The organism is Cupriavidus alkaliphilus (genome assembly GCF_900094595.1).
Taxonomy (GTDB): Bacteria; Pseudomonadota; Gammaproteobacteria; order Burkholderiales; family Burkholderiaceae; genus Cupriavidus; species Cupriavidus alkaliphilus.
Genome location: NZ_FMAD01000003.1, coordinates 499,405 through 521,406, shown reverse-complemented (window position 1 = coordinate 521,406; position 22,002 = coordinate 499,405). Strand labels below are relative to the sequence as shown.

The window sequence follows — 22,002 nt, the reverse complement described above, 5'->3', positions numbered from 1 at the left end:
CGATGAAATTCGCTTTCGTATTTCCCGGCCAGGGTTCGCAGTCGGTCGGCATGCTCAATGCCTTCGCTGACAACGCCGTGGTGCGCGCCACCGTGGAAGAAGCCTCGGTTGCGCTCGGCCAGGATCTGGGCCGCCTGATCGCCGAAGGCCCTGCCGAAGAACTGAACCTGACCACCAATACGCAGCCGGTGATGCTGACCGCCGCCGTGGCGATCTACCGCGCCTGGCTCGATGCCGGTGGCCCGGCGCCGGCACTGGTGGCTGGCCACAGCCTGGGCGAGTACTCCGCGCTGGTTGCCGCCGGCGTGATTCCGTTTGCCGACGCCGTACCGCTGGTGCGTTTCCGCGCGCAGGCCATGCAGGAAGCCGTGCCGGTGGGCGAGGGCGGCATGGCCGCGATCCTGGGTCTGTCGGATGACGACGTGCGCGCCGCGTGCGCCGAAGCGTCGGCCGCGGGCGTGGTCGAAGCCGTCAACTTCAACGCGCCGTCGCAGGTGGTGATCGCCGGCCACAAGGGCGCGGTCGAGAAGGCCTGCGAAATCGCCAAGGCCAAGGGCGCCAAGCGCGCGCTGCCGCTGCCGGTGTCGGCGCCGTTCCACTCGTCGCTGCTCAAGCCGGCGTCGGACCGCCTGCGCGAGCGCATGGCCGGCCTGGCTTTTTCGGCGCCGTCGATCCCGCTGGTGAACAACGTCGACGTCGCCATCGCCAACGATCCGGAGGCGATCAAGGATGCGCTGGTACGCCAGGCCGCCGCGCCGGTGCGCTGGGTCGAGTGCGTGCAGAAGATGGCCGCCGAAGGCATCACCCACGTGATCGAATGCGGTCCGGGCAAGGTGCTGGCCGGCATGACCAAGCGCATCGACGGCAACCTGAGCGGCGGCGCGATCTTCGATCCGGCCTCGCTGCAGGACACGCTGGCATTGCTGAAGTAAGCAACAGGACAACCGCATGACCAAACTACTCGACAACCAGGTTGCGCTGGTCACCGGCGCCTCGCGCGGCATCGGCCGCGCCATCGCGTTGGAACTGGCCCGGCAGGGCGCCACCGTGATCGGCACCGCGACCAGCGAAGCCGGCGCGGCCGGCATCACCGACTACCTCGGCGCCGAAGGCCTGAAGGGCAAGGGCGCCGTGCTCAACGTCAACGACGCCGCTGCCTGCGATGCGCTCATCGACGAGATCGTCAAGAGCCACGGCGGCATCGGCGTGCTGGTCAACAATGCCGGCATCACGCAGGACCAGCTGGCGATGCGCATGAAGGACGAGGACTGGCTGGCCGTGATCCAGACCAACCTGACTTCGGTGTTCCGGCTGTCGCGCGCGGTGCTGCGCCCGATGATGAAGGCGCGCCAGGGCCGCATCATCAACATCACCTCGGTGGTGGGCTCGGTCGGCAATCCCGGCCAGATGAACTACTCCGCGGCCAAGGCCGGCGTGGCCGGCATGACCCGCTCGCTGGCCGCCGAGATCGGCAGCCGCAACGTGACCGTCAACTGCGTCGCACCGGGCTTTATCGATACCGACATGACCAAGGCGCTGTCCGAAGAGCAGCATGCTTCGCTCAAGACGCAGATCCCGCTGGGCCGGCTCGGGCAGCCCGAGGATATCGCCAATGCGGTCGCCTTCCTGGCCGGTCCGCAAGCCGCCTACATCACCGGCACCACCCTGCATGTGAACGGCGGTATGTACATGAATTAATGGTTTTCTGGCGTGGTTTTTCGGCCAAGAAGCCCGAAGAAGCTGCCGGAAGTCGTAGTTTTCCGAACCAATCGGGCGCGATTCTTGCAAAGCTTGGCAGGCAGCATTTCTGTTGTCCCAAACCTGCTAAAATGCGCCCACTTTTTGTCGAACTTCCCTGGAGGGTTACATGGACAATATCGAACAACGCGTCAAGAAAATCGTGGCAGAACAGCTTGGCGTGGCCGAGGCAGACATCAAGAACGAATCCTCGTTCGTGAACGATCTCGGTGCGGACTCGCTGGACACGGTTGAACTCGTGATGGCGTTGGAAGATGAATTCGGCATGGAAATTCCTGATGAGGAAGCCGAAAAGATCACGACCGTGCAACAGGCTATCGACTACGCCACCGCGCACGTCAAGGCCTAAGCCCGTCGTCTCTGCATTCCGAGCCACAGAAGGCAGGTGGGCGGGCCGTTGCGGCCGCGCCTTGCTGTTTTCTGTGGCTTTCGTCTGTTCGAAGAAGCAGAATGGAATGAGCCTCGCCGCGCGGCCTGCTGGGCCGGCGGCGGGCAACTCCGCGTTCCGTTCCCGTTTCACGCACCCGTAGGAAAACATAGTGAGCCGTCGTCGCGTCGTCGTCACTGGGCTTGGCCTTGTGTCTCCGGTCGGAAACACGGTTGCCGAAGGCTGGGCCAACCTGGTAGCCGGCAAGTCCGGCATCGCCACCATCACCAAATTCGATCACTCCGCGCTGTCCGTGCACTTCGCCGGCGAGGTGAAGGGTTTCAATGCCGAGGACTACATCCCGGCCAAGGAAGCCCGGAACATGGATACGTTTATCCATTTCGGCATCGCGGCCGGGACGCAGGCGCTGAAGGACAGCGGCCTGGAAGTGACCGAAGCCAATGCCGAGCGCATCGGCGTGCTGGTCGGCTCGGGCATCGGCGGCCTGCCGATGATCGAGGATACCCATGCCGTGTTGAGCGAGCGGGGTCCGCGCCGGATTTCGCCGTTCTTCGTGCCGGGCTCGATCATCAACATGATCGCCGGCCACCTGTCGATCATCCACGGCATCAAGGGCCCGAACCTGGCAGCCGTGACGGCGTGCACCACCGGCCTGCACAGCATTGGCCTCGCCGCCCGCCTGATCCAGGCCGGCGATGCCGACGCCATGCTCGCGGGCGGTGCCGAATCGACCGTGTCGCCGCTGGGCATCGGCGGATTCGCCGCCGCGCGCGCGCTGTCGACGCGCAACGACGATCCGGCGGCGGCCTCGCGTCCGTGGGACAAGGACCGCGACGGCTTCGTGCTGGGCGAGGGCGCCGGCGTGATGATGCTGGAAGAGTACGAGTCGGCCAAGGCGCGCGGCGCCCGCATCTATGCCGAGCTGATCGGCTTCGGCATGAGCGGCGACGCCTACCACATGACCGCACCGAACATGGACGGCCCGCGCCGCTGCATGGTCAACGCGCTCAAGGATGCCGGCATCAACACCGACCAGGTGCACTACCTGAACGCGCACGGCACCTCCACGCCGCTGGGCGACAAGAACGAGTCCGATGCGATCAAGGCGGCATTCGGCGACCAGGCCTACAAGATGGTGGTGAACTCGACCAAGTCGATGACCGGCCATCTGCTGGGTGGCGCCGGTGGCCTGGAATCGGTCTTCACCGTGCTGGCGCTGCACCACCAGGTCTCGCCCCCGACGATCAACCTCGACAACCAGGATCCCGAATGCGACCTGGACTACGTGGCCAACACGGCGCGCGAGATGAAGATCGACGTGGCGGTGAAGAACAACTTCGGTTTCGGCGGCACCAACGGCACGCTTGTTTTCCGCCGCGCCTGATCCGTGGTTGAGGCGGGCCCGCACCGGGCTGCGCCATGGCAGGGTCCACCCGCTGGGGTGGGCCCTGTTCGTGTTTTGTGCCGGCGAATTGCTGGCGCTCGCGCTGCTGGCGCGCACGCTGGCCGACGCCATCGCCGGCAGCCGGGCCGGATTCCCGTGGTGGCACCTCGCCGCGGGCGCGGGCCTCGCGCTGGCCGCCGTGGCGACCCTGCGCGCTTGGCCGGCATGGTGGCGCGGCCTGCGCTGGACCTGTACTGCCGTGCAGGACGCCGACGCCGAAGGACCTCTGCGTATCTGGCTGGAGGCACCGGGCGGTGCGCGGCGCGAGGCCATCGTGCGGCAGTGCTGGCAGATCGGCGGCGCCACAGTGGTGTGCCTTGCCCCGGGCGGCCCCGCCATGCCCGGCGTCATTCTTCTCCCCTGGCAGGCAGCCGGCCCCGAACTGGCGCGATGGCTGCGACGGTCCGCACGAGTTGCACTGCGGGTGCAACCTGGTACCGGCTCAGGGAACGATTTTGTTAGCTTGCGGTCACAGGATGCGCGTTGCTTCACCGGGCGGGCTGAGAATCGTAGGTAAAATACAACGTTTGTCGTGACGACCAAACCAAGAGATACACTGCAGGTGAGCCATACGTGAGCGAACGCGAAGCCGATCAGCTCCTAGTTGAACGCGTCCAGCAGGGCGACAAGCGGGCCTTTGAACTTCTGGTGACCAAATACCATCGGAAGATCATTCGCCTGATTTCGCGCCTGGTCAGGGATCCCGCTGAAGTCGAGGATGTGGCGCAGGATGCCTTCATCAAGGCATACCGCGCCTTGCCCCAGTTCCGCGGGGAGTCGGCCTTCTACACGTGGCTGTACCGGATTGCCGTCAACACCGCCAAGAACTACCTGGCCACCCAGGGCCGCCGCCCGGAAGCGTCCAGCGACATCGATGCGGAAGAGGCTGAAACTTTTGCGGACGGTGAACAACTAAGGGATATCAATACGCCGGAGTCGATGCTCCACACGCGGCAAGTCGCCGAGACGGTGAACCGCGCGATGGAAGCACTTCCGGAAGAATTGCGGACCGCCATCACGCTGCGCGAGATCGAGGGCCTCAGCTACGAGGAAATCGCCGAAGCGATGGGATGCCCGATCGGCACGGTGCGCTCGCGGATCTTCCGTGCGCGCGAGGCGATTGCCGAACGATTGCGCCCGCTGCTGGGAACGGCAGAGGGCAAGCGGTGGTAAGTGGCGGTTCAGGTTGTAGAGAAGAATGTCGTGCGGCCAGCGTTGCAGCCTATTCCTGCATCGATAAGCGACAGCAGTAACGGGATTATCGGTGTTCAATGGAATGTCTTGGGGTGGGAAATGGGTCAGGCTCATAAGCAGTCGGTTCATGTAGTGGAAGCAGCGGAGCAGATCTCCGTATTGATGGATGGCGAACTGGCACCGCACGAAGTCGATGCCGTGCTGGATCTCGCAAAGAGCGAGGCCGGCCTTTCCGACTGGACCACATACCAGTTGATCGGCGACGCGCTGCGTTCCGAAGACCTGACGCAGGCTGGGTCGACCGCCGATTTTCTCTCGCGTTTCTCCGCGCGCCTGGAAGCCGAGCCGCACGTGCTGGTGCCGGCGGTGGCGCAGGCCGGGGCCCGCCATCGCCTGCTGGTCAGGCCGTCGTGGGTGCGCCGCGTGATGCCGGGCACCGCGATCGCCGCCGCCGTAGCCGCGGTGAGCTGGGTGGTGGTGCCGCAGATGCGCGGCCCGGCCACGGTCGGAACGCCTGACGCCGTGGTGGCCCGTGCCGAGCAGCCGGCCGCCGGCCAGGCCGCCGGCATCGTCACGGTTGCCGCGGACGCGCCGCAGATGATCCGCGACCCGCGCCTGGACGAATACCTGCGTGCGCATCGCACTTCAGTGGCAACGGATGCTTTCGTGCCGACCATGCGCACGGTTGCCAACGGTGCAAACTTCACTCAGGAAAATACGCAGGAATAATGCCGGACATGCATAAAGGAGGTTCGTCCGCCTATGTAGCGGGCGCGCAGAGAATTAGGGCCCTGCGTAGGTCCTTTTTTCTGGCCTTGTGTCTGAGCGCTGCAGCGGCCACCGCGCAGCCCGCGGACAGTACGCTGAACCGACGCGACGCCACTGCCTGGCTCAACAAGATCCATAAAGCCGCACAGCGCGAGAACTATGTCGGCACGCTGATCTATCAGCGCGGCAGCGTCATGCACGCCTCGCGTATCCAGCATTACAGCGACCTCGTCCACAACGAATACGAGCGGCTGGAAACCCTCGACGGCAAGCCGCGCGAAGTGCTGCGGCAGAACGACGTGGTCCACAGCCTGATCCCCGAAGCCAAGCTGGTGGTGGTGGAAAAGCAGGAAGCCAAGGACCGCTTCCCGGCGCTGCTCGCCACCAACAAGAACGATGTGCTGGACCTGTACGACATGCGCAAGATGCCCGCCGAGCGCGTGGCCGGCATGGAGTGCGAGGTCTTTGCGCTGGAACCGCACGATGCCGCGCGCTACGCGGTGCGCCTGTGGGCGGAGAAGAACTCCGGCCTGCTGATGCGCGCGCAGACCATCGGCGACGGCGGCAAGGTGCTGGAGCAGGTGTCGTTCTCGCAGGTGCAGATCGGCGTGCCGTCCGAGAAGCAGCGCATCCTGGGTGCGATCAAGAATTCCAGCAGCTGGAATCACTACGAGGTGACCTACCAGCCCACCAACATCGCCGACGAGGGTTGGACGATCGCGGTGCCGCTCAAGGGGTTCCAGAAGATCCGCGAGGTGCGCCGCCCGCTCGGCGAGTTGCGCGCCCCGGCTGCCGGCAATGCCCGCGGGCAGGTGTTCGAAGTGCTGCAGGTGGTCTACAGCGACGGGCTGACCGGCCTGTCGGTCTTCATTGAACCAGTTTCCGAGCAACGTGCGCGCCGCGAAGGCGTGGCCGCGCTCGGCGCGACCCAGGTCGTGGTGCGCCGGGTTGCCGATTTCTGGATCACGGTGGTGGGCGAGGTGCCGGCGAGCACCGTGCGCCAGTTTGCGACGGCCGTAGAGTACCGTCCGCCCAAGACGGTACACTGAGCGTGAGCAGGTGCAGCCGGTGCCCGGATTTCGTCCGAGGCCGGCTCCATGAAACCTGCGCAGGGGTCCCCCGCCACGGGATCACATCCAGTCGGTTTTTCTTCTTTTCGCTGAATCCCGGGAGTTGTCGATGATGTTCAGATCTCCAGCCCTGGCGCGGGCCGTGGTCATGGCTGCCATGATGCTGCTCGGCCCGACCGTTGCCGAAGTCAGCCACGCCCAGGCCGCTGCCTCCAGTTACAACCTGCCTGACTTCACCGACCTGGTGGAGAAGGCCAGCCCGGCCGTGGTCAATATCCGCACCACCGAACTGGTGCGCCAGCGCGGCGTACCGGGCGGCGACGACGAGATGGCCGAGTTCTTCCGCCGCTTCTTCGGCGTGCCGATGCCCGGCGCCCCGGCGCCGGGCACTCCGCCGCGCCGCGGCCAGCCGCCTCAGCAGGAAGAGCAGAGCCGCGGCGTGGGTTCGGGCTTCATCATCAGCCAGGATGGCTATGTGATGACCAACGCGCACGTGGTCGCCGACGCCGAGACCATCTACGTGACGCTGCCGGACAAGCGCGAGTTCAAGGCCAAGCTGATCGGCTCCGACAAGCGCACTGATGTGGCGCTGCTCAAGGTCGAGGCCAGCGGGCTGCCGCGCCTGCCGCTGGGCGATTCCAACAAGGTCCGCGCCGGCGAGTGGGTGCTGGCGATCGGCTCGCCGTTCGGGCTGGACAACAGCGTGACCGCCGGCATCGTCTCGGCCAAGGGCCGCGACACCGGCGACTACCTGCCGTTCATCCAGACCGACGTGGCGGTCAATCCCGGCAACTCCGGCGGGCCGCTGATCAACCTGCGCGGCGAAGTGATCGGCATCAACTCGCAGATTTACAGCCGCAGCGGCGGCTACATGGGGATCTCGTTCGCGATTCCGATCGACGAGGCCATGCGCGTGTCGGAGCAGCTCAAGTCCTCCGGGCGCGTGACGCGCGGCCGCATTGCCGTGGCGATCGGCGACGTCACCAAGGAAGTTGCCGATTCGCTGGGCCTGGGCCGGGCGCGCGGCGCGCTGGTCGGCAGTGTCGAGCCGGGCGGTCCTGCCGAAAAGGCCGGCATCGAGGCGGGCGACATCATCCTGAAGTTCAACGGCCGCGATATCGAGCGGGCCTCGGACCTGCCGCGCATGGTCGGCGAGACCAAGCCCGGCACGCGCGTGCCGCTGCAGCTGTGGCGCAAGGGCGCGACCCGCGAGGTCAGCATCACCGTCACCGAGCTGGAGCCGGACGGCAAGGCCCGCGCCCGCAGCGGGGCAACGCCGAAGGACGACAGCGCGCCGCAGGCCGGCAAGCCCAACGCGCTCGGCCTGGTGGTCAGCGACCTGCCCGAGGCGCGCCTGAAGGAGCTCAAGCTCAAGTCCGGCGTCGAGGTCGAAGTGGCCGACGGCCCGGCGTTGCGGGCCGGCATCCGTCCGGGCGACATCATCCTGCGCCTGGGCGACACCGACGTGACCAACGCGCGCCAGTTCAACGAGCTGGTGCGCGGCCTGGACAAGAGCCGGATCGCCGCGGTGTTCGTGCGGCGCGGCGACGCCACCCAGGTGCTGACGCTGCGACCCGGCGCCGCCTCGGCGCGCTGATCCGCCATGGCTGGCACGCCCGCGCTGACGCTGTACGGCCGGGCGTACTGCCACCTTTGCGAAGACATGAAAGTCGCGCTGGAGACGCTCCGGCGCGATTTTTCTTTCATCCTTCATGAAGTCGATGTCGACGCCGATGCCGCGCTGGAGGCGCGCTTTGGCGAGCTGGTACCGGTGCTGATGCCCGGCACGCCGGCGGACTTGTCGGCAGACTCGTCGGCGAATGCCGCGCCCCTTTGTCACTATTTCCTCGACGAGGCGGCGACAAGGGTATGGCTTGCCGCACATGGCGCCGCGCGCACCGATCGCTGAACGCCGCCGGCATCCGCGCCACGCCACCATATGACGACCCGGAAGTCATTGAAAATCCGGTAAAATTGCGGATTGGCGCAAAAATTGCACCCCCCGAACCCGCGGTACGCCCGCGCTCGCCTTGCGGCGCGCGGCGCCGGGCCGCTTCACTGCTTGTTGCCGCCCGGGCTTTCAGCCGGCGCTTCCCTGAACACTAGATGGACCATATCCGTAATTTCTCGATCATTGCCCACATCGACCATGGGAAGTCCACCCTGGCCGACCGGATCATTCAGCTTTGTGGAGGGCTGTCGGATCGGGAGATGGAAGCGCAGGTTCTCGATTCGATGGATATCGAAAAAGAGCGCGGCATCACCATCAAGGCGCAGACCGCCGCGCTGAGCTACAAGGCGCGCGACGGCAAGGTCTATAACCTGAACCTGATCGACACCCCGGGACACGTCGACTTCAGCTATGAAGTCAGCCGCTCGCTGTCCGCCTGCGAAGGCGCGCTGCTGGTGGTCGACGCCTCGCAGGGCGTCGAGGCCCAGACCGTGGCCAACTGCTACACCGCGATCGAGCTGGGCGTGGAAGTGGTGCCGGTGCTGAACAAGATCGACCTGCCGCAGGCCGACCCGGACAACGCGATCCAGGAAATCGAGGACGTCATCGGTATCGATGCGCAGGACGCCACGCCGTGCTCGGCCAAGACCGGCCAGGGCGTGCAGGACGTGATCGAGGCGCTGATCGCCAAGGTGCCGCCGCCCAAGGGCGATGCCGACGCACCGCTGCAGGCGCTGATCATCGATTCGTGGTTCGACAACTATGTCGGCGTGGTGATGCTGGTGCGCGTGGTCAACGGCACGCTGCGCCCCAAGGACAAGGTCCTGCTGATGGCTACCGGCTCGCAGCACCTGGTCGAGCAGGTGGGCGTGTTCACGCCCAAGTCGATCCAGCGCGACGCGCTGACCGCCGGGCAGGTGGGCTTTGTCATTGCCGGCATCAAGGAACTGAAGGCCGCCAAGGTGGGCGATACCATCACCACCGTGCAGCGCAAGGCCGAAGCGCCGCTGCCGGGCTTCAAGGAAGTGAAGCCGCAGGTGTTCGCCGGCCTGTACCCGGTCGAAGCCAACCAGTACGAGGCGCTGCGCGAGTCGCTGGAAAAGCTCCGGCTCAACGATGCCTCGCTGATGTTCGAGCCCGAAGTGTCGCAGGCGCTGGGTTTCGGCTTCCGCTGCGGCTTCCTGGGGCTGCTGCACATGGAGATCGTGCAGGAGCGCCTGGAGCGCGAGTTCGACATGGACCTGATCACGACCGCGCCGACGGTGGTGTACCAGGTCGAGATGCGCGACGGCACCACGGTCACCGTGGAAAATCCGGCGAAGATGCCGGACCCCAGCAAGATCGAGGCGATCCTCGAGCCGATCGTCACGGTCAATCTGTATATGCCGCAGGAGTATGTGGGCTCGGTGATCACGCTGTGTACGCAGAAGCGTGGCTCGCAGATCAACATGAGCTACCACGGCAAGCAGGTGCAGCTCACCTACGAGATCCCGATGGCGGAAATCGTGATGGACTTCTTCGATCGCCTGAAGTCGGTGTCGCGCGGCTACGCGTCGATGGATTACGAGTTCAAGGAATATCGTCCGTCCGACGTGGTCAAGGTCGATATCCTGATCAACAGCGACAAGGTCGATGCGCTGTCGGTGATCGTGCACCGCTCCAATTCGCAATACCGCGGGCGCGAAGTCGCGGCCAAGATGCGCGAGATCATTCCGCGCCAGATGTACGACGTGGCGATCCAGGCCGCGATCGGCTCCAATATCATCGCCCGCGAAAACGTCAAGGCGCTGCGCAAAAACGTGCTGGCCAAGTGCTACGGTGGCGATATCTCGCGCAAGAAAAAGCTGCTGGAAAAGCAGAAGGCGGGCAAGAAGCGGATGAAGCAGGTCGGTACCGTCGAGATTCCGCAGGAGGCCTTCCTGGCCATCCTGCAAGTCGACGACAAATAATTGCCGCGCGCAGGGCAGGGGCAGGGCCATGTCCTGCAGCCTTGCCGGCGTGGTGACAGAACAGGCTGTACCAGGATTTCCAAGAACCAGAAGCCGTCATGAATTTTGCACTGATCCTTTTTGTGCTGGTGGTGATTACGGGCGTGGCGTGGGTGGCCGACAAGCTCGTGTTCGAGCGGCAGCGCCGCTCTTCGGCGCGGCTCGCGCTGGCCGAGTTCGATTCGCAGCAGGGCCGCCTGCAGGGCAGCTTCGGCACGGCCGATGCCGATGCCACGCGCAAGCGCCTGGCCGAGGAAAAGCTGCGACAGCCGTGGTGGCTCGAATATTCGGCCAGCTTCTTCCCGGTGATCCTGGCGGTGTTCGTGCTGCGTTCGTTCGTGGTCGAGCCGTTCAAGATCCCGTCCGGCTCGATGATCCCGACGCTGCTGATCGGCGACTTCATCCTGGTCAACAAGTACGAGTACGGCATCCGCCTGCCGGTGGTGAACAAGAAGATCATGGACATGGGCGAGCCCCAGCGCGGCGACGTGATGGTGTTCCGCTACCCGAAAGATCCGTCGCTCGACTACATCAAGCGCGTGATCGGCGTGCCGGGCGATGTGGTGCAGTACGCCAACAAGCGGCTAACCATCAACGGCAAGCCGGCCGAGTACACCACGCTGCCTGACTTCCTCGACGAGGAGCGCCTGGCCTATTCGCGTCATTTCCGCGAAAAGCTCCCGGGCAGCGTCGACCATGGCATCCTGAACGACGCCGACCGCCCGGCCTTTATCGCCGGCGCGGATCCGGATTTTCCGTACCGGGACAACTGCACCTACAATCAACAGGGTGTGACTTGCAAGGTACCTGCAGGTCACTATTTCGTCATGGGCGACAACCGCGACAACAGCCTCGATTCCCGCTACTGGGGGTTCGTGCCGGACCAGAACATCGTCGGCAAGGCGTTCGTGATCTGGATGAACCTTGGCAATTTCGGACGCGTGGGATCGTTTAAATAAGCATCTCCGCGGCGCAAGAACACTCAACAAAACGAGGGCAGGCGCGATGGGTCGATTTGGGAAGGTGGGGGCAGGAAACCATCCGGCATGGCGCCGGGGTGGCGCCGGCGGGTTTTCCGTCTGGACGCTGCTGGTGATCGTGGTGTTCGTGGTCGGCGTGGCCTTGCCGGCGCTGCGCGCGATCCCGAGCCTGGTGGAATATTTTTCGGTCAAGCGCGCCGCCGGCTATGCCAAGCAGCGCGCCGCCAACAAACGTGAAGTGGTCGAATTCTTCGAGAAGCAGGCCGCCATCGACCGCATTACCGCGGTCAAGGGCGAGAACCTGCTGATCCGGGAAGACGATAACGGCACCATCCAGTCGGTCGATTTCTCGTACCGCACCGAGGTGCCTGTCTACGGACCCCTGAGCCTGTTGATTACCTATTCAGGAACGCAGCACTGATATGAACCTCGACGCCTTGCAGCAACGACTCGGCTACCGATTCAGCAAGCCCGAATTGCTGCAACAGGCGCTGACGCACCGCAGCCACAGCGCCCAGCACAACGAACGCCTGGAATTCCTCGGCGACTCGGTGCTCAACTGCGCCGTGGCCGACATGCTCTATGGCATGTTCGGCAAGCTCGACGAGGGCGACCTGTCGCGGGTGCGGGCCAACCTGGTCAAGCAGCAGGCGCTGTACGAGATCGCCCAGATGCTGCAGTTGTCCGACACCCTGCGCCTGGGTGAGGGCGAGCTGAAGAGCGGCGGCTTCCGCCGCCCGTCGATCCTGGCCGATGCGCTCGAAGCCATCGTCGGCGCGGTGTTTCTCGACGCCGGCTTCGATGCCGCGCGCGCGCTGATCCGCAAGCTCTATATCCCGATCCTGGAGCAGGTCGACCCGCGCACGCTGGGCAAGGACGCCAAGACCCTGCTGCAGGAATACCTGCAGGGCCACAAGATTGCCCTGCCGCAATATAACGTAATCGCCACACACGGCGCCGCGCACAGCCAGCAGTTTGAAGTCGAGTGCACCGTGCCTAAACTGGAAGTCCGGGTGTTCGGCACCGGCGCGTCACGGCGCGCCGCCGAGCAGGCCGCCGCCAAGCTGGCGCTGGACGAAGTCCAGAAGCTGGTGCCGCAGCTGCTCAAGCGCAGCCGCGCCGAGCGTACCGGCAAGACCCGCAAGCAACCCCAGCCGCAGGACCCGCAGCTGTCTCTCAGGTTGAAGGAATGACCGAATCTACCCATCCGCAGCAAGACGCGGCGGATACCCCGGCCGCGGCGTTCCGCTGCGGCACCGTGGCCATCGTCGGCCGCCCCAACGTGGGCAAGTCCACGCTGATGAACGCGCTGGTCGGCCAGAAGATCAGCATCACCTCGCGCAAGGCGCAGACCACGCGGCATCGCATCGTCGGCATCCAGACCACCGATGACGCGCAGTATGTGTTCGTCGACACGCCGGGCTTCCAGACCCGCCATGCCAGCGCGCTGAACCGCTCGCTGAACCGCGCGGTCACGTCCACGCTGTCGTCGGTGGACCTGGTGCTGTTCGTGGTCGAGGCCGGCTACTACGGCGCCGACGACGAGAAGGTGCTGTCGCTGCTGCCGAAGAACACGCCGGTGCTGCTGGTGGCCAACAAGCTCGACCGCATCGGCGAGAACCGCTCGGAAGTGATGATGCCCTTCCTGGAAAAGATGGGCCAGCTGTTCCCGTTCCGCGAAGTGGTGCCGATGTCGGCCAAGACCCGCGACCACATCGCGCGGCTGTTCGACATCATCCGGCCTTACCTGCCGGAAGGCGAGCCGATGTACGACGCCGACGCCATGACCGACCGCAGCGAGCGCTTCCTGGCCTCGGAAATCATCCGCGAGAAGGTGTTCCGCTGGACCGGCGACGAACTGCCCTACACCAGCACCGTGATCATCGACAAGTTCGAGACCGAAGGGCGCCTGCGCCGCGTCTTTGCCACCATCCTGGTCGAGCGCGATGCGCACAAGGCCATGATCATCGGCAACAAGGGCAGCAAGCTCAAGCAGATCTCGACCGAGGCGCGCCTGGACATGGAAAAGCTGTTCGACGGCAAGGTCTACCTGGAAATGTGGATCAAGGTGAAGAGCGGCTGGGCCGACAATGAAGCCGGCCTGCGCGCGTACGGCTACGAGTGAACCCGGCAACGGTCCCGACGCCCAACCTGACAGCGAGCCCCCAGCGAGCGCCCCGTGAGCAAGACCGCTGACATCGCGCGCGCGCCCGCGCCCAAGGGCCGGCGCGCCGACCCCGTGGTCGACGAGGCCGCCGAACTGCTCGACAGCGGCGCGCTGCCCGGCATGGCCGACGCCGCCGCACGCGCGATGATGGATCGTGCCATGCGCATCGTGCCGGCGCGGCCCGAGTCGCGCGTGGCCGAGCAGCCGGGGTTCGTGCTGCACGCCTGGCCCTACCGCGAGACCAGCCTGATCCTGGACGTGTTCACGCGCGACTACGGCCGCATCTCGATGGTGGCCAAGGGCGCCAAGCGCCCGCACTCGGCGCTGCGCGCGGTGCTGCAGCACTTCCATCCGGTCTCGGTGTCATGGAGCGGCCGCGGCGAGGTCAAGACCCTGACCAAGGCCGAGTGGGTCGGCGGCATGCCCCCGCTGGCCGGCGACGCGCTGCTGTCGGCGTTCTACCTGAACGAACTGCTGATGCGCTTTTGCCCGCGCGAGGACGCCCATCCGGTGCTGTTCCGCCATTACCTGTCGACGTTGACGCGGCTGGCGCACGGCGAGCCGGCCGGGCTGGTGCTGCGCGGCTTCGAGCGCGTGCTGCTGCAGGAAACCGGTTTCGCGGTGGCGTTCGACCAGTGCCTGAGCACCGGCGAGCGGGTGCTGCCGGGCCTCGACTATGTCTACCAGCCCGAGCGCGGCGTGCGCCGCGCCCAGCCGAGCGATCCGTCGACTTGGCCGGTGGTGTCGGGCCAGACCCTGCTGGACATGGCGCAGGACGACTACAGCCGCGCGCAGACCGCCGCGCAAAGCCGCGCGCTGATGCGTTTCCTGCTGCATTATTATCTGCAAGGCGCACCCCTGAAGACGCGCCAGATACTGATCGACCTGCAGTACCTCTGACAAGAACCTCCGACTCACTCCTGCACCTGCTCGCATGATCTTCCACGCAAATCCGGGCGTCATCGACCTTGGCGTCAACATCGACCACGTGGCCACGCTGCGCAACGCGCGCGGCACCGTGTACCCCGATCCCATTCGCGCCGCGCTGCTGGCCGAACAGGCCGGCGCCGACCTGATCACGCTGCACCTGCGCGAAGACCGCCGCCACATCCGCGATGCCGACGTGCATGCGCTGCGCCCGCAGCTGGCCACGCGCATGAACCTGGAATGCGCAATCACGCAGGAGATGCTCGACATCGCCTGCGAGATCCGCCCGCAGGACGTGTGCCTGGTGCCGGAGCGCCGCGAAGAGGTGACGACCGAAGGCGGGCTCGACGTGGCCGGGCGTTTCGAGCAGGTGAAGGTGGCGTGCGCGCAGCTGGCCGGCGCCGGCATCCGCGTGTCGCTGTTCATCGATCCGGACGTGGACCAGATCGCCGCGGCCGCGGCCTGCGGCGCGCCCGTGATCGAGCTGCATACCGGCCGCTATGCCGACGCGCATACGCCTGACGAACAGGCCACCGAGTTCCGCCGTATTGCCGACGGCGCCGATGCCGGCCAGAAGCACGGCCTGGTGGTCAATGCCGGCCACGGGCTGCACTACACCAACGTGCAGCCGATCGCGGCGCTGCCGGGCATCAAGGAGCTGAACATAGGCCACGCCATCGTCGCGCACGCGGTATTCGCAGGCTGGGAAAATGCGGTGCGCGAGATGAAGGCGATCATGGTGGCCGCGCGCCTGGGCACGCAATATCCGGCCGGGGGCACCTCGGCGTGATTTACGGCGTCGGCACCGACATCATCCAGATCGCCCGCGTGCAGGGCGTGATGACGCGCACCAACGGCCGTTTCGCCGAAAAGGTGCTGGGCCCCGACGAGCTGGCCAAGTACCATGCCCGCAAGGCGCGTTCGGAAAAGCGCGGCCTGGCGTTCCTGGCGACGCGCTTCGCCGCGAAGGAGGCGTTCTCCAAGGCGATCGGCCTGGGCATGCGCTGGCCGATGACGTGGCGCGCGATGGAACTGATGAACCTGCCCTCCGGCGAGCCCACCGCGGTGTGCCATGGCGAGCTCGCTGCGTGGCTGGCGGAACGCGGGCTGGTCGTGCGGGTCAGTGTCAGTGACGAACATGATTACGCAGTCGCCTTCGCCATTGCCGAGCGCAGCGGCGCGGCGGCGTCTCAACCTACAGCCTTGTGAACCCAACCACTTCCATGTCCAAGAAGAATTCCGGCAAGCGGCCGGGCCCGGTGGTCCTCGATGTCGTCGGCAAGCAGCTCGACGCGGAAGACGCGCGCCGCATCGCGCATCCGCTCACCGGCGGCGTGATCCTGTTCGCGCGCAATTTCGAGTCGCGCGCGCAGCTGCAGGCGCTGACGCGCGCGATCCGCGCGGTGCGCGACGACGTGCTGATCTGCATCGACCATGAAGGCGGCCGGGTGCAGCGCTGCAAGACCGACGGTTTTACCCACCTGCCGGCGATGCATCGCCTGGGGGAACTGTGGGAACGTGATGTGCTGGCCGCGACCAAGGCGGCGGTCGCCTGCGGCTACCTGCTGGCCGCCGAGCTGCGCGCCTGCGATATCGACCTGAGCTTCACCCCGGTGCTGGACCTCGACTATGGCCGCAGCGCCGTGATCGGCGACCGCGCCTTCCACGCCGACCCGCGCGTGGTGTCGATGCTGGCCGGCCACCTGAACCACGGCCTGCTGCTGGCGGGCATGAGCAACTGCGGCAAGCACTTTCCCGGCCACGGCTACGTCGAGGCGGATTCGCACGTGGCGATCCCGGTCGACGAACGCCCGCTGGACCAGATCCTGGGCCAGGACGCGCGCCCGTATGAATGGCTGGGGCTGTCGCTGTCGTCGGTGATGCCGGCGCACGTGATCTATCCCAAGGTCGACCCCAGCCCGGCCGGCTTCTCGCGCTACTGGCTGCAGGACGTGCTGCGCGCGCAGCTGGGCTTCGAGGGCGTGATCTTCAGCGACGACCTCAGCATGGAAGGCGCCAGCGTCGCGGGCACCGTCACCGAGGCCGCGCGCGCCGCGCTGGGCGCGGGCTGCGACATGGTGTTGATCTGCAACCACCCGGACCGCGCCGACCAGCTGTTGAGCGAGCTCGACGTCGAGATCGACAAGCCCTCGCAGCGCCGCATCCGCAAGCTGTTCGCGCGCCGCAAGCCGCTCGACTGGAACAAGCTGCAGCAGGAGGGCGAGTACCGCGCCGCGCTGCGCACGCTGAAGGAACACGGGCTGATCGCCTGAACGCGTGAGCCGCGCGTCGTGCGCAAAAAAAATGGCAGCCGAGGCTGCCATTTTTTTTGCCCGCCCCGCGTTGAAGCGGGGCCAGACCAGCGCCTTAGTTGGCGCGGCTGCGGTATTCGCCGGTGCGGGTGTCGATTTCGATCTTGTCGCCGATGTTGCAGAACAGCGGCACTTGCAGCTCGAAGCCGGTGTTGATCTTGGCGCCCTTGAGCACCTTGCCCGACGAGGTGTCGCCCTTGACGGCCGGCTCGGTGTAGACGATCTCGCGGACCAGCGTGGTCGGCATTTCGACCGAGATGGCCTTGTCGTTGTAGAACACGACTTCAACGTTCATGCCGTCCTCGAGGTAGTTCAGCGAGTCACCCATGCTGTCCTTCTCGACTTCGTACTGGTTGTAGTCGGCGTCCATAAACACGTACATCGGGTCAGCGAAGTACGAGTAGGTGCATTCGCGGCGCTCGAGCACCACCACTTCGAACTTGTCGTCGGCCTTGAACACCGACTCGCCCGGTGCGTCCGTCAGCAGGTTCTTGTACTTCATCTTGACCACAGCGGCGTTGCGGCCCGACTTGTTGTACTCGGCCTTCTGCACGACCATCGGATCGCCGCCGATCATGAACACGTTACCGACGCGGAGTTCCTGTGCGATTTTCATCTGAACTGATTTCCTGAAAAATAAAGTCTAGGAATTTGGAATGGCGAAGGCGCGCTGCCGGCGTGCCCGCGGTAAGCCCGCGAGAGCCAGGATCCACGCGCTCGCGACCCCGTGCCCAGCTTGCTTTAGGCCGTTGCCTCGCGTGGTGATTTCACGCCCGGCAAGACCCTGGTTCTCCGGCCCGGTCGCCATTTGGATCAACCGGTTATTTTACCTGATTTTCGCAAAACGCCACCAGGTTGGCGGCAAGGTCGCCGGGATGCTGCAAACGCCGCTCCCAGCGCGGCGCGCTCGCCGCAAGTGCCGGCAGCTGCGCCCGCAGTCGCGGCCAGTCGGGCGCATTGCCGTAGCCGTTCCAGGCGTGCCAGAAATCGGCCAGCGCCGCGGCCGCTTCCGTCGCCACGCCGCTCTTCGCGAAGAGGTCGAGCCAGGCGTCGAGCTTGGCTCGGTGGGCGTCGTCGTCCTGCGGATAGATGTGCCAGACCAGCGGCCGCGCCGCCCACTGCGCGCGCACGAAGGAGTCCTCGCCGCGCACGAAATTGAGGTCGCAGGCCCACAGCAGTTCGTCATAGTGTTCCTGCCGCACGAAGGGGATGGCCTGCACGCACAGACTGCCGCGCGCGACCGGCCGGCCCACCTGCAGCGGGGCGCCGAGCCACTCTGCCACCTGGCTTGCCGCCAGGCCGGCCGGCACCAGGCAATGGACGGCCTCGGTGCTGTCGCGCCATTGCTCAAGCAGCGCCGGCAGCGCCGGATTGCGGTAGGCGAACAGGCTCACGCGCAGCGCGTCGGTCAGCGGCGTCACGCCCAGCCGGTGCCACAATGACGCCTGCGCCGCCGCGCCGTCGAGGAAGGCGGCGCGTTGCGCGCCCAGCATCGATTCACGCAGCAGCCCGCCGGTGCCGGCCTCGAAGCCGGGAAAGAAAAAGTGCTTGACCAGCGGCAGGCGCGGGTGGGGCGACGGCATCGCGTGATGTTCGCGCACCCATGGCTCGGCGCTCAGGTACTCCAGGTTGATCCACGCGGGTTTGGGCGCACGCGCCGCCATGCGCTCGAGGAACGTCGCCGGCAGGTGGCAGGCGAAGGCTTCGATGACGGCATCGTGCGGCATGGCGCCGGCGGTGCCGTCCGCTTCGCCGTCCACCTCGCCGTCCACCTCGCCGGCCGCGGCGGACGGATGCCAGGGGCGGATTTCCACCCCGGCAAGGTGCTGGACCGCTGCGGCTGTATCCAGCTCCGGTGCCAGCCGGGCGAAGCTGGCCAGGTCATCGACCCACAGCCGCACCGCGTGCCCGTGCTCCTGCGCCAGCTGGCGGGCCAGCCGCCAGCAGACGCCGATGTCGCCGAAGTTGTCGATCACGGTGCAGAAGATGTCCCAGGAGCGGATAGGCATGAGAGGTGGTGGCCGGCGGGGCGCGCGGTTGAATTGCTCTAAACTTGCGATTTTAGAGGCCGCGCGGCATTGACGCGCGCCGGTCCGCAGCGGTCACCGTCCCCACATGTCAGACCAGCAACCCGATTCCCCGAAACCCGCCGACGAGGTACCGGCCGAGGCGCACGCCGAGATGCCTTTTGCCGCGCCAGCGCAAACGCAGTCTGAAGCCCCTGCCGAGGCTCCGGCCGAGCCCTTCGATGCCCGTCCCGTCATCTCGCGCCTGCCGGGCCTGCCCGGCGTCTACCGCTATTTCGACGCGAACGGCAACGTGCTCTACGTGGGCAAGGCGCGCGACCTGAAGAAGCGGGTGGCGAGCTACTTCAACAAGACCCAGCTGTCGCCGCGCATCGCGATGATGGTGTCGCGCATCGCGCGCATCGAGACCACCGTGGTGCGCACCGAGGCCGAGGCGCTGCTGCTCGAGAACAACCTGATCAAGGCGCTGGCGCCGCGCTACAACATCCTGTTCCGCGACGACAAGTCGTACCCGTTCCTGAAGCTGACCGGGCATCGCTTCCCGCGCATGGCGTACTACCGCGGCGCGACCGACCGCAAGCACCAGTACTTCGGCCCGTTCCCGAGCGCCTACGCGGTGCGCGAGAGCATGCAGATCCTGCAGAAGGTGTTCCAGCTGCGCACCTGCGAGGACACCGTCTTCAACAACCGCACGCGGCCATGCCTGCTGCACCAGATCCACCGCTGCACCGGGCCGTGTGTCAACGCCATCAGCGAGGACGACTACGCGCGCGATGTCGCCAACGCGGCGCGCTTCCTGCAGGGCCGCCAGAGCGAGGTGCTGGAGGGCCTGCAGGGCAAGATGGAGCAGCACGCCGAGCGGCTGGAGTTCGAGCAGGCGGCGGCGGTGCGCGACCAGATCGCGGCGCTGTCGACCGTGCTCAAGCGCCAGGCGGTGGAAGAGGTGGGCGGCCAGGCGCGCGACATCGACGTGCTGGCGGTTGCGGTCGAGGGTGGCCGCGCCTGCGTCAACCTGGCGATGGTGCGCGGCGGGCGCCACCTGGGCGACAAGGCCTACTTCCCGGCCCATGCGGATGAAGCGGCGATGATCGTCGAGGACGCCGACGAGCGCGCCGAGGACAGCGTCGAGGAGACTGACGCCGCGCTGCCGCTGACGGTAGACCGCATCGCCACGCGCGTGCTGTCGGCCTTCATGGTGCAGCACTACCTGGAGCAGCCGGCGCCGCCCATCGTCGTGGTCAGCCATGTGCCGGACGATGGCGCGGTGCTCGAGGCGCTGGCGCTGCACGCCGGGCGCAAGGTCACGCTGGTGCGCCAGCCGCAGGGCCAGCGCAAGATCTGGCTGGAGATGGCGCAGCAGGGCGCGGCGCTGGCGCTGTCGCGCCGCCTGGCCGAGCAGGGCAGCCAGGAAGCGCGCACGCGGGCGCTGGCGGAAACCATCGGGCTCGACCTTGAGGACCTGGCGCTGCTGCGCGTCGAGTGCTTCGACATCAGCCATACCGCCGGCGAGGCCACGCAGGCATCGTGCGTGGTGTACCACCACCACGACATGCAGAACAGCGAATACCGCCGCTATAACATCCAGGACATCATCCCGGGCGACGACTACGCGGCGATGCGCCAGGTGCTGACGCGGCGCTATCAGAAGCTGGTCGAGCAGATCCAGGAAGACGGCGGCATCGAAGGCAGCGAGGCCGCCGCGCTGGTGCCTCAGATCGTGCTGATCGATGGCGGCAAGGGCCAGGTCGAGGTGGCGCGGCAGGTGTTCGAGGAGCTGGGCCTGGATATCGGCCTGCTGGTCGGCGTCGCCAAGGGCGAGGGCCGCAAGGTGGGGCTGGAGACGCTGGTGTTCGCCGATGGCCGCCCCGCACTGGAACTGGGCCAGGGCAGTGCCGCGCTGATGCTGGTGGCGCAGATCCGTGACGAGGCGCACCGCTTTGCCATCACCGGCATGCGCGCGCGCCGCGCCAAGACGCGCACCACCTCGCGGCTGGAAGAGATCGAGGGCATCGGCGCGCGCCGGCGCCAGAAGCTGCTGACCCGCTTCGGCGGCCTGCGCGGCGTGATGGCCGCCAGCGTCGACGAACTGGCCAGCGTCGAGGGCATTTCGCGCGGCCTTGCCGAGGAAATCTACCGGCAGCTGCACTGACCGCGTCCGCCGCGACCCGCGGCGGGCCGGCACGCCAATCGCCGGAAATGCTCGATTGGCCCCGAAATCGGCGACAATCGCAGGATTGGTTACCGTCCCCCCGCCGTCCGAGTTCCATGCCCTTCAATATCCCGATCCTGCTGACCTGGCTTCGCGTCGCCATGATTCCACTGGTGGTGGGGGTCTTTTACCTGCCCGACGCCTGGCTGCCGATGCACACCAAGAACCTGACCGCGGCGGCGTTCTTCATCATCGCCGCGGTGACCGACTGGCTCGACGGCTTTCTCGCGCGGCGCTGGAACCAGACCTCGTCGTTCGGCGCGTTCCTGGACCCGGTCGCCGACAAGCTGATGGTGACCGCGGCGCTGCTGTCGCTACTGGCGCTGGACCGGGTCACCGACCTGATCGCGCTGGTGATCATCGGCCGCGAGATCACCATTTCGGCGCTGCGCGAGTGGATGGCGCAGATCGGCGCCTCCAAGAGCGTCGCGGTGAATTTCCTCGGCAAGCTCAAGACCACCGCACAGATGGTGGCGATTCCGCTGCTGCTGTTCAGCGACCACCTGTTCGGCTTCAATGCCCACCTGCTCGGCACCTGGATGATCTACGTGGCGGCGGTGCTGACGCTGTGGTCGATGATCTACTACATGAAGCTGGCGTGGCCGCAGATCCGCGAACGCAGCAACGTGGTGGCGCGCGCAGGCGCGCCGAAATGAAAAGAAATTCGAAAAAGTTGTTGACTGGGAGGGCAGTTCTTTGCATAATCTCATTCTCGTTGCTGACGACGCAAGCGAAAGCAGCGAGATAAGGTGGGTTTGGCGCAAGATGTTGTGAGATATCGGCGTTTTGTAGCATAAAACACCTTGATTCGATTTTAGT

At 66.1% G+C, this 22,002-nt stretch carries 23 protein-coding genes; 21 read left to right on the top strand and 2 right to left on the bottom strand.

Annotation, left to right across the window (positions count from 1 at the left end):
• The first annotated feature begins 2 nt into the window (after window positions 1-2).
• The 19 genes from fabD to nagZ all read left to right on the top strand — a co-directional run bounded on the left by fabD (window position 3) and on the right by nagZ (window position 16,908).
• Window positions 3-932 (top strand): ACP S-malonyltransferase, encoded by a 930-nt coding sequence (fabD, locus tag GA0116996_RS09050; protein WP_092309618.1) that lies wholly within the window; start codon window positions 3-5, stop codon window positions 930-932.
• Between the two features lie 16 nt (window positions 933-948).
• Complete coding sequence (gene fabG / locus GA0116996_RS09045) at window positions 949-1,698, top strand: 3-oxoacyl-ACP reductase FabG (RefSeq protein WP_092309615.1); 750 nt, start codon at window positions 949-951, stop codon at window positions 1,696-1,698.
• 169 nt (window positions 1,699-1,867) lie between these two features.
• The gene (acpP, locus tag GA0116996_RS09040) at window positions 1,868-2,107 is read left to right on the top strand and encodes an acyl carrier protein (protein WP_008644813.1); all 240 of its coding nucleotides are present in this window, start codon (window positions 1,868-1,870) and stop codon (window positions 2,105-2,107) included.
• 190 nt (window positions 2,108-2,297) lie between these two features.
• Entirely contained in the window at window positions 2,298-3,530 is a 1,233-nt protein-coding gene (gene fabF, locus GA0116996_RS09035) for a beta-ketoacyl-ACP synthase II (protein ID WP_092309612.1), read from the top strand.
• Window positions 3,511-4,107 carry a hypothetical protein gene (locus GA0116996_RS09030; protein WP_244159787.1) on the top strand — a complete coding sequence of 199 codons (597 nt, stop codon included), beginning with the start codon at window positions 3,511-3,513 and terminating at the stop codon, window positions 4,105-4,107. Before fabF ends, GA0116996_RS09030 begins: the two co-directional genes overlap by 20 nt.
• 56 nt (window positions 4,108-4,163) lie before the next feature.
• Window positions 4,164-4,763, top strand: a complete 600-nt coding sequence (gene rpoE, locus GA0116996_RS09025) for an RNA polymerase sigma factor RpoE (protein WP_012353313.1) — start codon at window positions 4,164-4,166, stop codon at window positions 4,761-4,763.
• A 120-nt stretch (window positions 4,764-4,883) separates the two neighbouring features.
• Window positions 4,884-5,513 (top strand): sigma-E factor negative regulatory protein, encoded by a 630-nt coding sequence (locus tag GA0116996_RS09020; protein ID WP_092309609.1) that lies wholly within the window; start codon window positions 4,884-4,886, stop codon window positions 5,511-5,513.
• An 8-nt stretch (window positions 5,514-5,521) separates the two neighbouring features.
• Complete coding sequence (locus GA0116996_RS09015; RefSeq protein WP_092309816.1) at window positions 5,522-6,601, top strand: MucB/RseB C-terminal domain-containing protein; 1,080 nt, start codon at window positions 5,522-5,524, stop codon at window positions 6,599-6,601.
• A gap of 130 nt (window positions 6,602-6,731) precedes the next feature.
• Window positions 6,732-8,219, top strand: coding sequence for a DegQ family serine endoprotease (locus GA0116996_RS09010; RefSeq protein WP_092309606.1), 1,488 nt, complete (start codon window positions 6,732-6,734; stop codon window positions 8,217-8,219).
• Window positions 8,220-8,225: 6 nt separating this feature from the next.
• Complete coding sequence (locus tag GA0116996_RS09005; protein WP_092309603.1) at window positions 8,226-8,531, top strand: glutaredoxin family protein; 306 nt, start codon at window positions 8,226-8,228, stop codon at window positions 8,529-8,531.
• 197 nt (window positions 8,532-8,728) lie between these two features.
• Window positions 8,729-10,522: a translation elongation factor 4 gene (lepA, locus tag GA0116996_RS09000; protein WP_092309600.1), complete on the top strand. Its 1,794-nt coding sequence runs from the start codon at window positions 8,729-8,731 to the stop codon at window positions 10,520-10,522.
• Between the two features lie 98 nt (window positions 10,523-10,620).
• Window positions 10,621-11,520 (top strand): signal peptidase I, encoded by a 900-nt coding sequence (gene lepB / locus GA0116996_RS08995; protein WP_092309597.1) that lies wholly within the window; start codon window positions 10,621-10,623, stop codon window positions 11,518-11,520.
• A 46-nt stretch (window positions 11,521-11,566) separates the two neighbouring features.
• A complete protein-coding gene (locus tag GA0116996_RS08990) occupies window positions 11,567-11,962 on the top strand; it encodes a DUF4845 domain-containing protein (RefSeq protein ID WP_092309594.1) in 396 nt (131 codons plus the stop codon).
• Between the two features lies 1 nt (window position 11,963).
• Window positions 11,964-12,734 (top strand): ribonuclease III, encoded by a 771-nt coding sequence (gene rnc, locus GA0116996_RS08985; RefSeq protein ID WP_012353305.1) that lies wholly within the window; start codon window positions 11,964-11,966, stop codon window positions 12,732-12,734.
• The gene (gene era / locus GA0116996_RS08980) at window positions 12,731-13,666 is read left to right on the top strand and encodes a GTPase Era (protein ID WP_092309591.1); all 936 of its coding nucleotides are present in this window, start codon (window positions 12,731-12,733) and stop codon (window positions 13,664-13,666) included. Before rnc ends, era begins: the two co-directional genes overlap by 4 nt.
• Window positions 13,667-13,720: 54 nt before the next feature.
• On the top strand, window positions 13,721-14,608 hold the full coding sequence (recO, locus tag GA0116996_RS08975; protein WP_092309588.1) for a DNA repair protein RecO: 888 nt from the start codon (window positions 13,721-13,723) through the stop codon (window positions 14,606-14,608).
• A gap of 34 nt (window positions 14,609-14,642) precedes the next feature.
• Window positions 14,643-15,425: a pyridoxine 5'-phosphate synthase gene (gene pdxJ, locus GA0116996_RS08970; RefSeq protein ID WP_092309585.1), complete on the top strand. Its 783-nt coding sequence runs from the start codon at window positions 14,643-14,645 to the stop codon at window positions 15,423-15,425.
• A complete protein-coding gene (gene acpS / locus GA0116996_RS08965) occupies window positions 15,422-15,844 on the top strand; it encodes a holo-ACP synthase (RefSeq protein WP_092309582.1) in 423 nt (140 codons plus the stop codon). The genes pdxJ and acpS overlap by 4 nt, the downstream gene beginning before the upstream one ends.
• A gap of 14 nt (window positions 15,845-15,858) precedes the next feature.
• A complete protein-coding gene (gene nagZ, locus GA0116996_RS08960) occupies window positions 15,859-16,908 on the top strand; it encodes a beta-N-acetylhexosaminidase (protein ID WP_092309579.1) in 1,050 nt (349 codons plus the stop codon).
• A gap of 94 nt (window positions 16,909-17,002) precedes the next feature.
• Here nagZ and efp read toward each other — a convergent pair whose 3' ends face one another.
• Together efp and earP are read right to left on the bottom strand one after the other, a co-directional pair.
• Window positions 17,003-17,563, bottom strand: a complete 561-nt coding sequence (gene efp / locus GA0116996_RS08955) for an elongation factor P (RefSeq protein WP_010814696.1) — start codon at window positions 17,561-17,563, stop codon at window positions 17,003-17,005.
• Window positions 17,564-17,768: 205 nt separating this feature from the next.
• Window positions 17,769-18,956: an elongation factor P maturation arginine rhamnosyltransferase EarP gene (gene earP / locus GA0116996_RS08950; RefSeq protein WP_092309576.1), complete on the bottom strand. Its 1,188-nt coding sequence runs from the start codon at window positions 18,954-18,956 to the stop codon at window positions 17,769-17,771.
• A 172-nt stretch (window positions 18,957-19,128) separates the two neighbouring features.
• On the opposite strand from earP, the gene uvrC reads away from it, so the two are divergent.
• On the top strand, window positions 19,129-21,123 hold the full coding sequence (gene uvrC, locus GA0116996_RS08945; protein ID WP_092309573.1) for an excinuclease ABC subunit UvrC: 1,995 nt from the start codon (window positions 19,129-19,131) through the stop codon (window positions 21,121-21,123).
• Between the two features lie 116 nt (window positions 21,124-21,239).
• On the top strand, window positions 21,240-21,839 hold the full coding sequence (pgsA, locus tag GA0116996_RS08940; protein ID WP_092309570.1) for a CDP-diacylglycerol--glycerol-3-phosphate 3-phosphatidyltransferase: 600 nt from the start codon (window positions 21,240-21,242) through the stop codon (window positions 21,837-21,839).
• Window positions 21,840-22,002: the final 163 nt, after the last annotated feature.

Excerpts from the sequence above, each read along its gene's own strand:
- pdxJ (WP_092309585.1), top strand. The coding sequence starts at position 14,643 with ATGATCTTCCACGCAAATCCGGGCGTCATCGACCTTGGCGTCAACATC.
- pgsA (WP_092309570.1), top strand. The coding sequence starts at position 21,240 with ATGCCCTTCAATATCCCGATCCTGCTGACCTGGCTTCGCGTCGCCATG.
- efp (WP_010814696.1), bottom strand. The coding sequence starts at position 17,563 with ATGAAAATCGCACAGGAACTCCGCGTCGGTAACGTGTTCATGATCGGC.
- lepA (WP_092309600.1), top strand. The coding sequence starts at position 8,729 with ATGGACCATATCCGTAATTTCTCGATCATTGCCCACATCGACCATGGG.
- nagZ (WP_092309579.1), top strand. The coding sequence starts at position 15,859 with ATGTCCAAGAAGAATTCCGGCAAGCGGCCGGGCCCGGTGGTCCTCGAT.
- GA0116996_RS09020 (WP_092309609.1), top strand. The coding sequence starts at position 4,884 with ATGGGTCAGGCTCATAAGCAGTCGGTTCATGTAGTGGAAGCAGCGGAG.
- earP (WP_092309576.1), bottom strand. The coding sequence starts at position 18,956 with ATGCCTATCCGCTCCTGGGACATCTTCTGCACCGTGATCGACAACTTC.
- GA0116996_RS08990 (WP_092309594.1), top strand. The coding sequence starts at position 11,567 with ATGGGTCGATTTGGGAAGGTGGGGGCAGGAAACCATCCGGCATGGCGC.
- rnc (WP_012353305.1), top strand. The coding sequence starts at position 11,964 with ATGAACCTCGACGCCTTGCAGCAACGACTCGGCTACCGATTCAGCAAG.
- uvrC (WP_092309573.1), top strand. The coding sequence starts at position 19,129 with ATGCCTTTTGCCGCGCCAGCGCAAACGCAGTCTGAAGCCCCTGCCGAG.
- acpP (WP_008644813.1), top strand. The coding sequence starts at position 1,868 with ATGGACAATATCGAACAACGCGTCAAGAAAATCGTGGCAGAACAGCTT.
- fabG (WP_092309615.1), top strand. The coding sequence starts at position 949 with ATGACCAAACTACTCGACAACCAGGTTGCGCTGGTCACCGGCGCCTCG.
- era (WP_092309591.1), top strand. The coding sequence starts at position 12,731 with ATGACCGAATCTACCCATCCGCAGCAAGACGCGGCGGATACCCCGGCC.
- lepB (WP_092309597.1), top strand. The coding sequence starts at position 10,621 with ATGAATTTTGCACTGATCCTTTTTGTGCTGGTGGTGATTACGGGCGTG.
- GA0116996_RS09010 (WP_092309606.1), top strand. The coding sequence starts at position 6,732 with ATGATGTTCAGATCTCCAGCCCTGGCGCGGGCCGTGGTCATGGCTGCC.
- GA0116996_RS09005 (WP_092309603.1), top strand. The coding sequence starts at position 8,226 with ATGGCTGGCACGCCCGCGCTGACGCTGTACGGCCGGGCGTACTGCCAC.
- fabD (WP_092309618.1), top strand. The coding sequence starts at position 3 with ATGAAATTCGCTTTCGTATTTCCCGGCCAGGGTTCGCAGTCGGTCGGC.
- GA0116996_RS09015 (WP_092309816.1), top strand. The coding sequence starts at position 5,522 with ATGCATAAAGGAGGTTCGTCCGCCTATGTAGCGGGCGCGCAGAGAATT.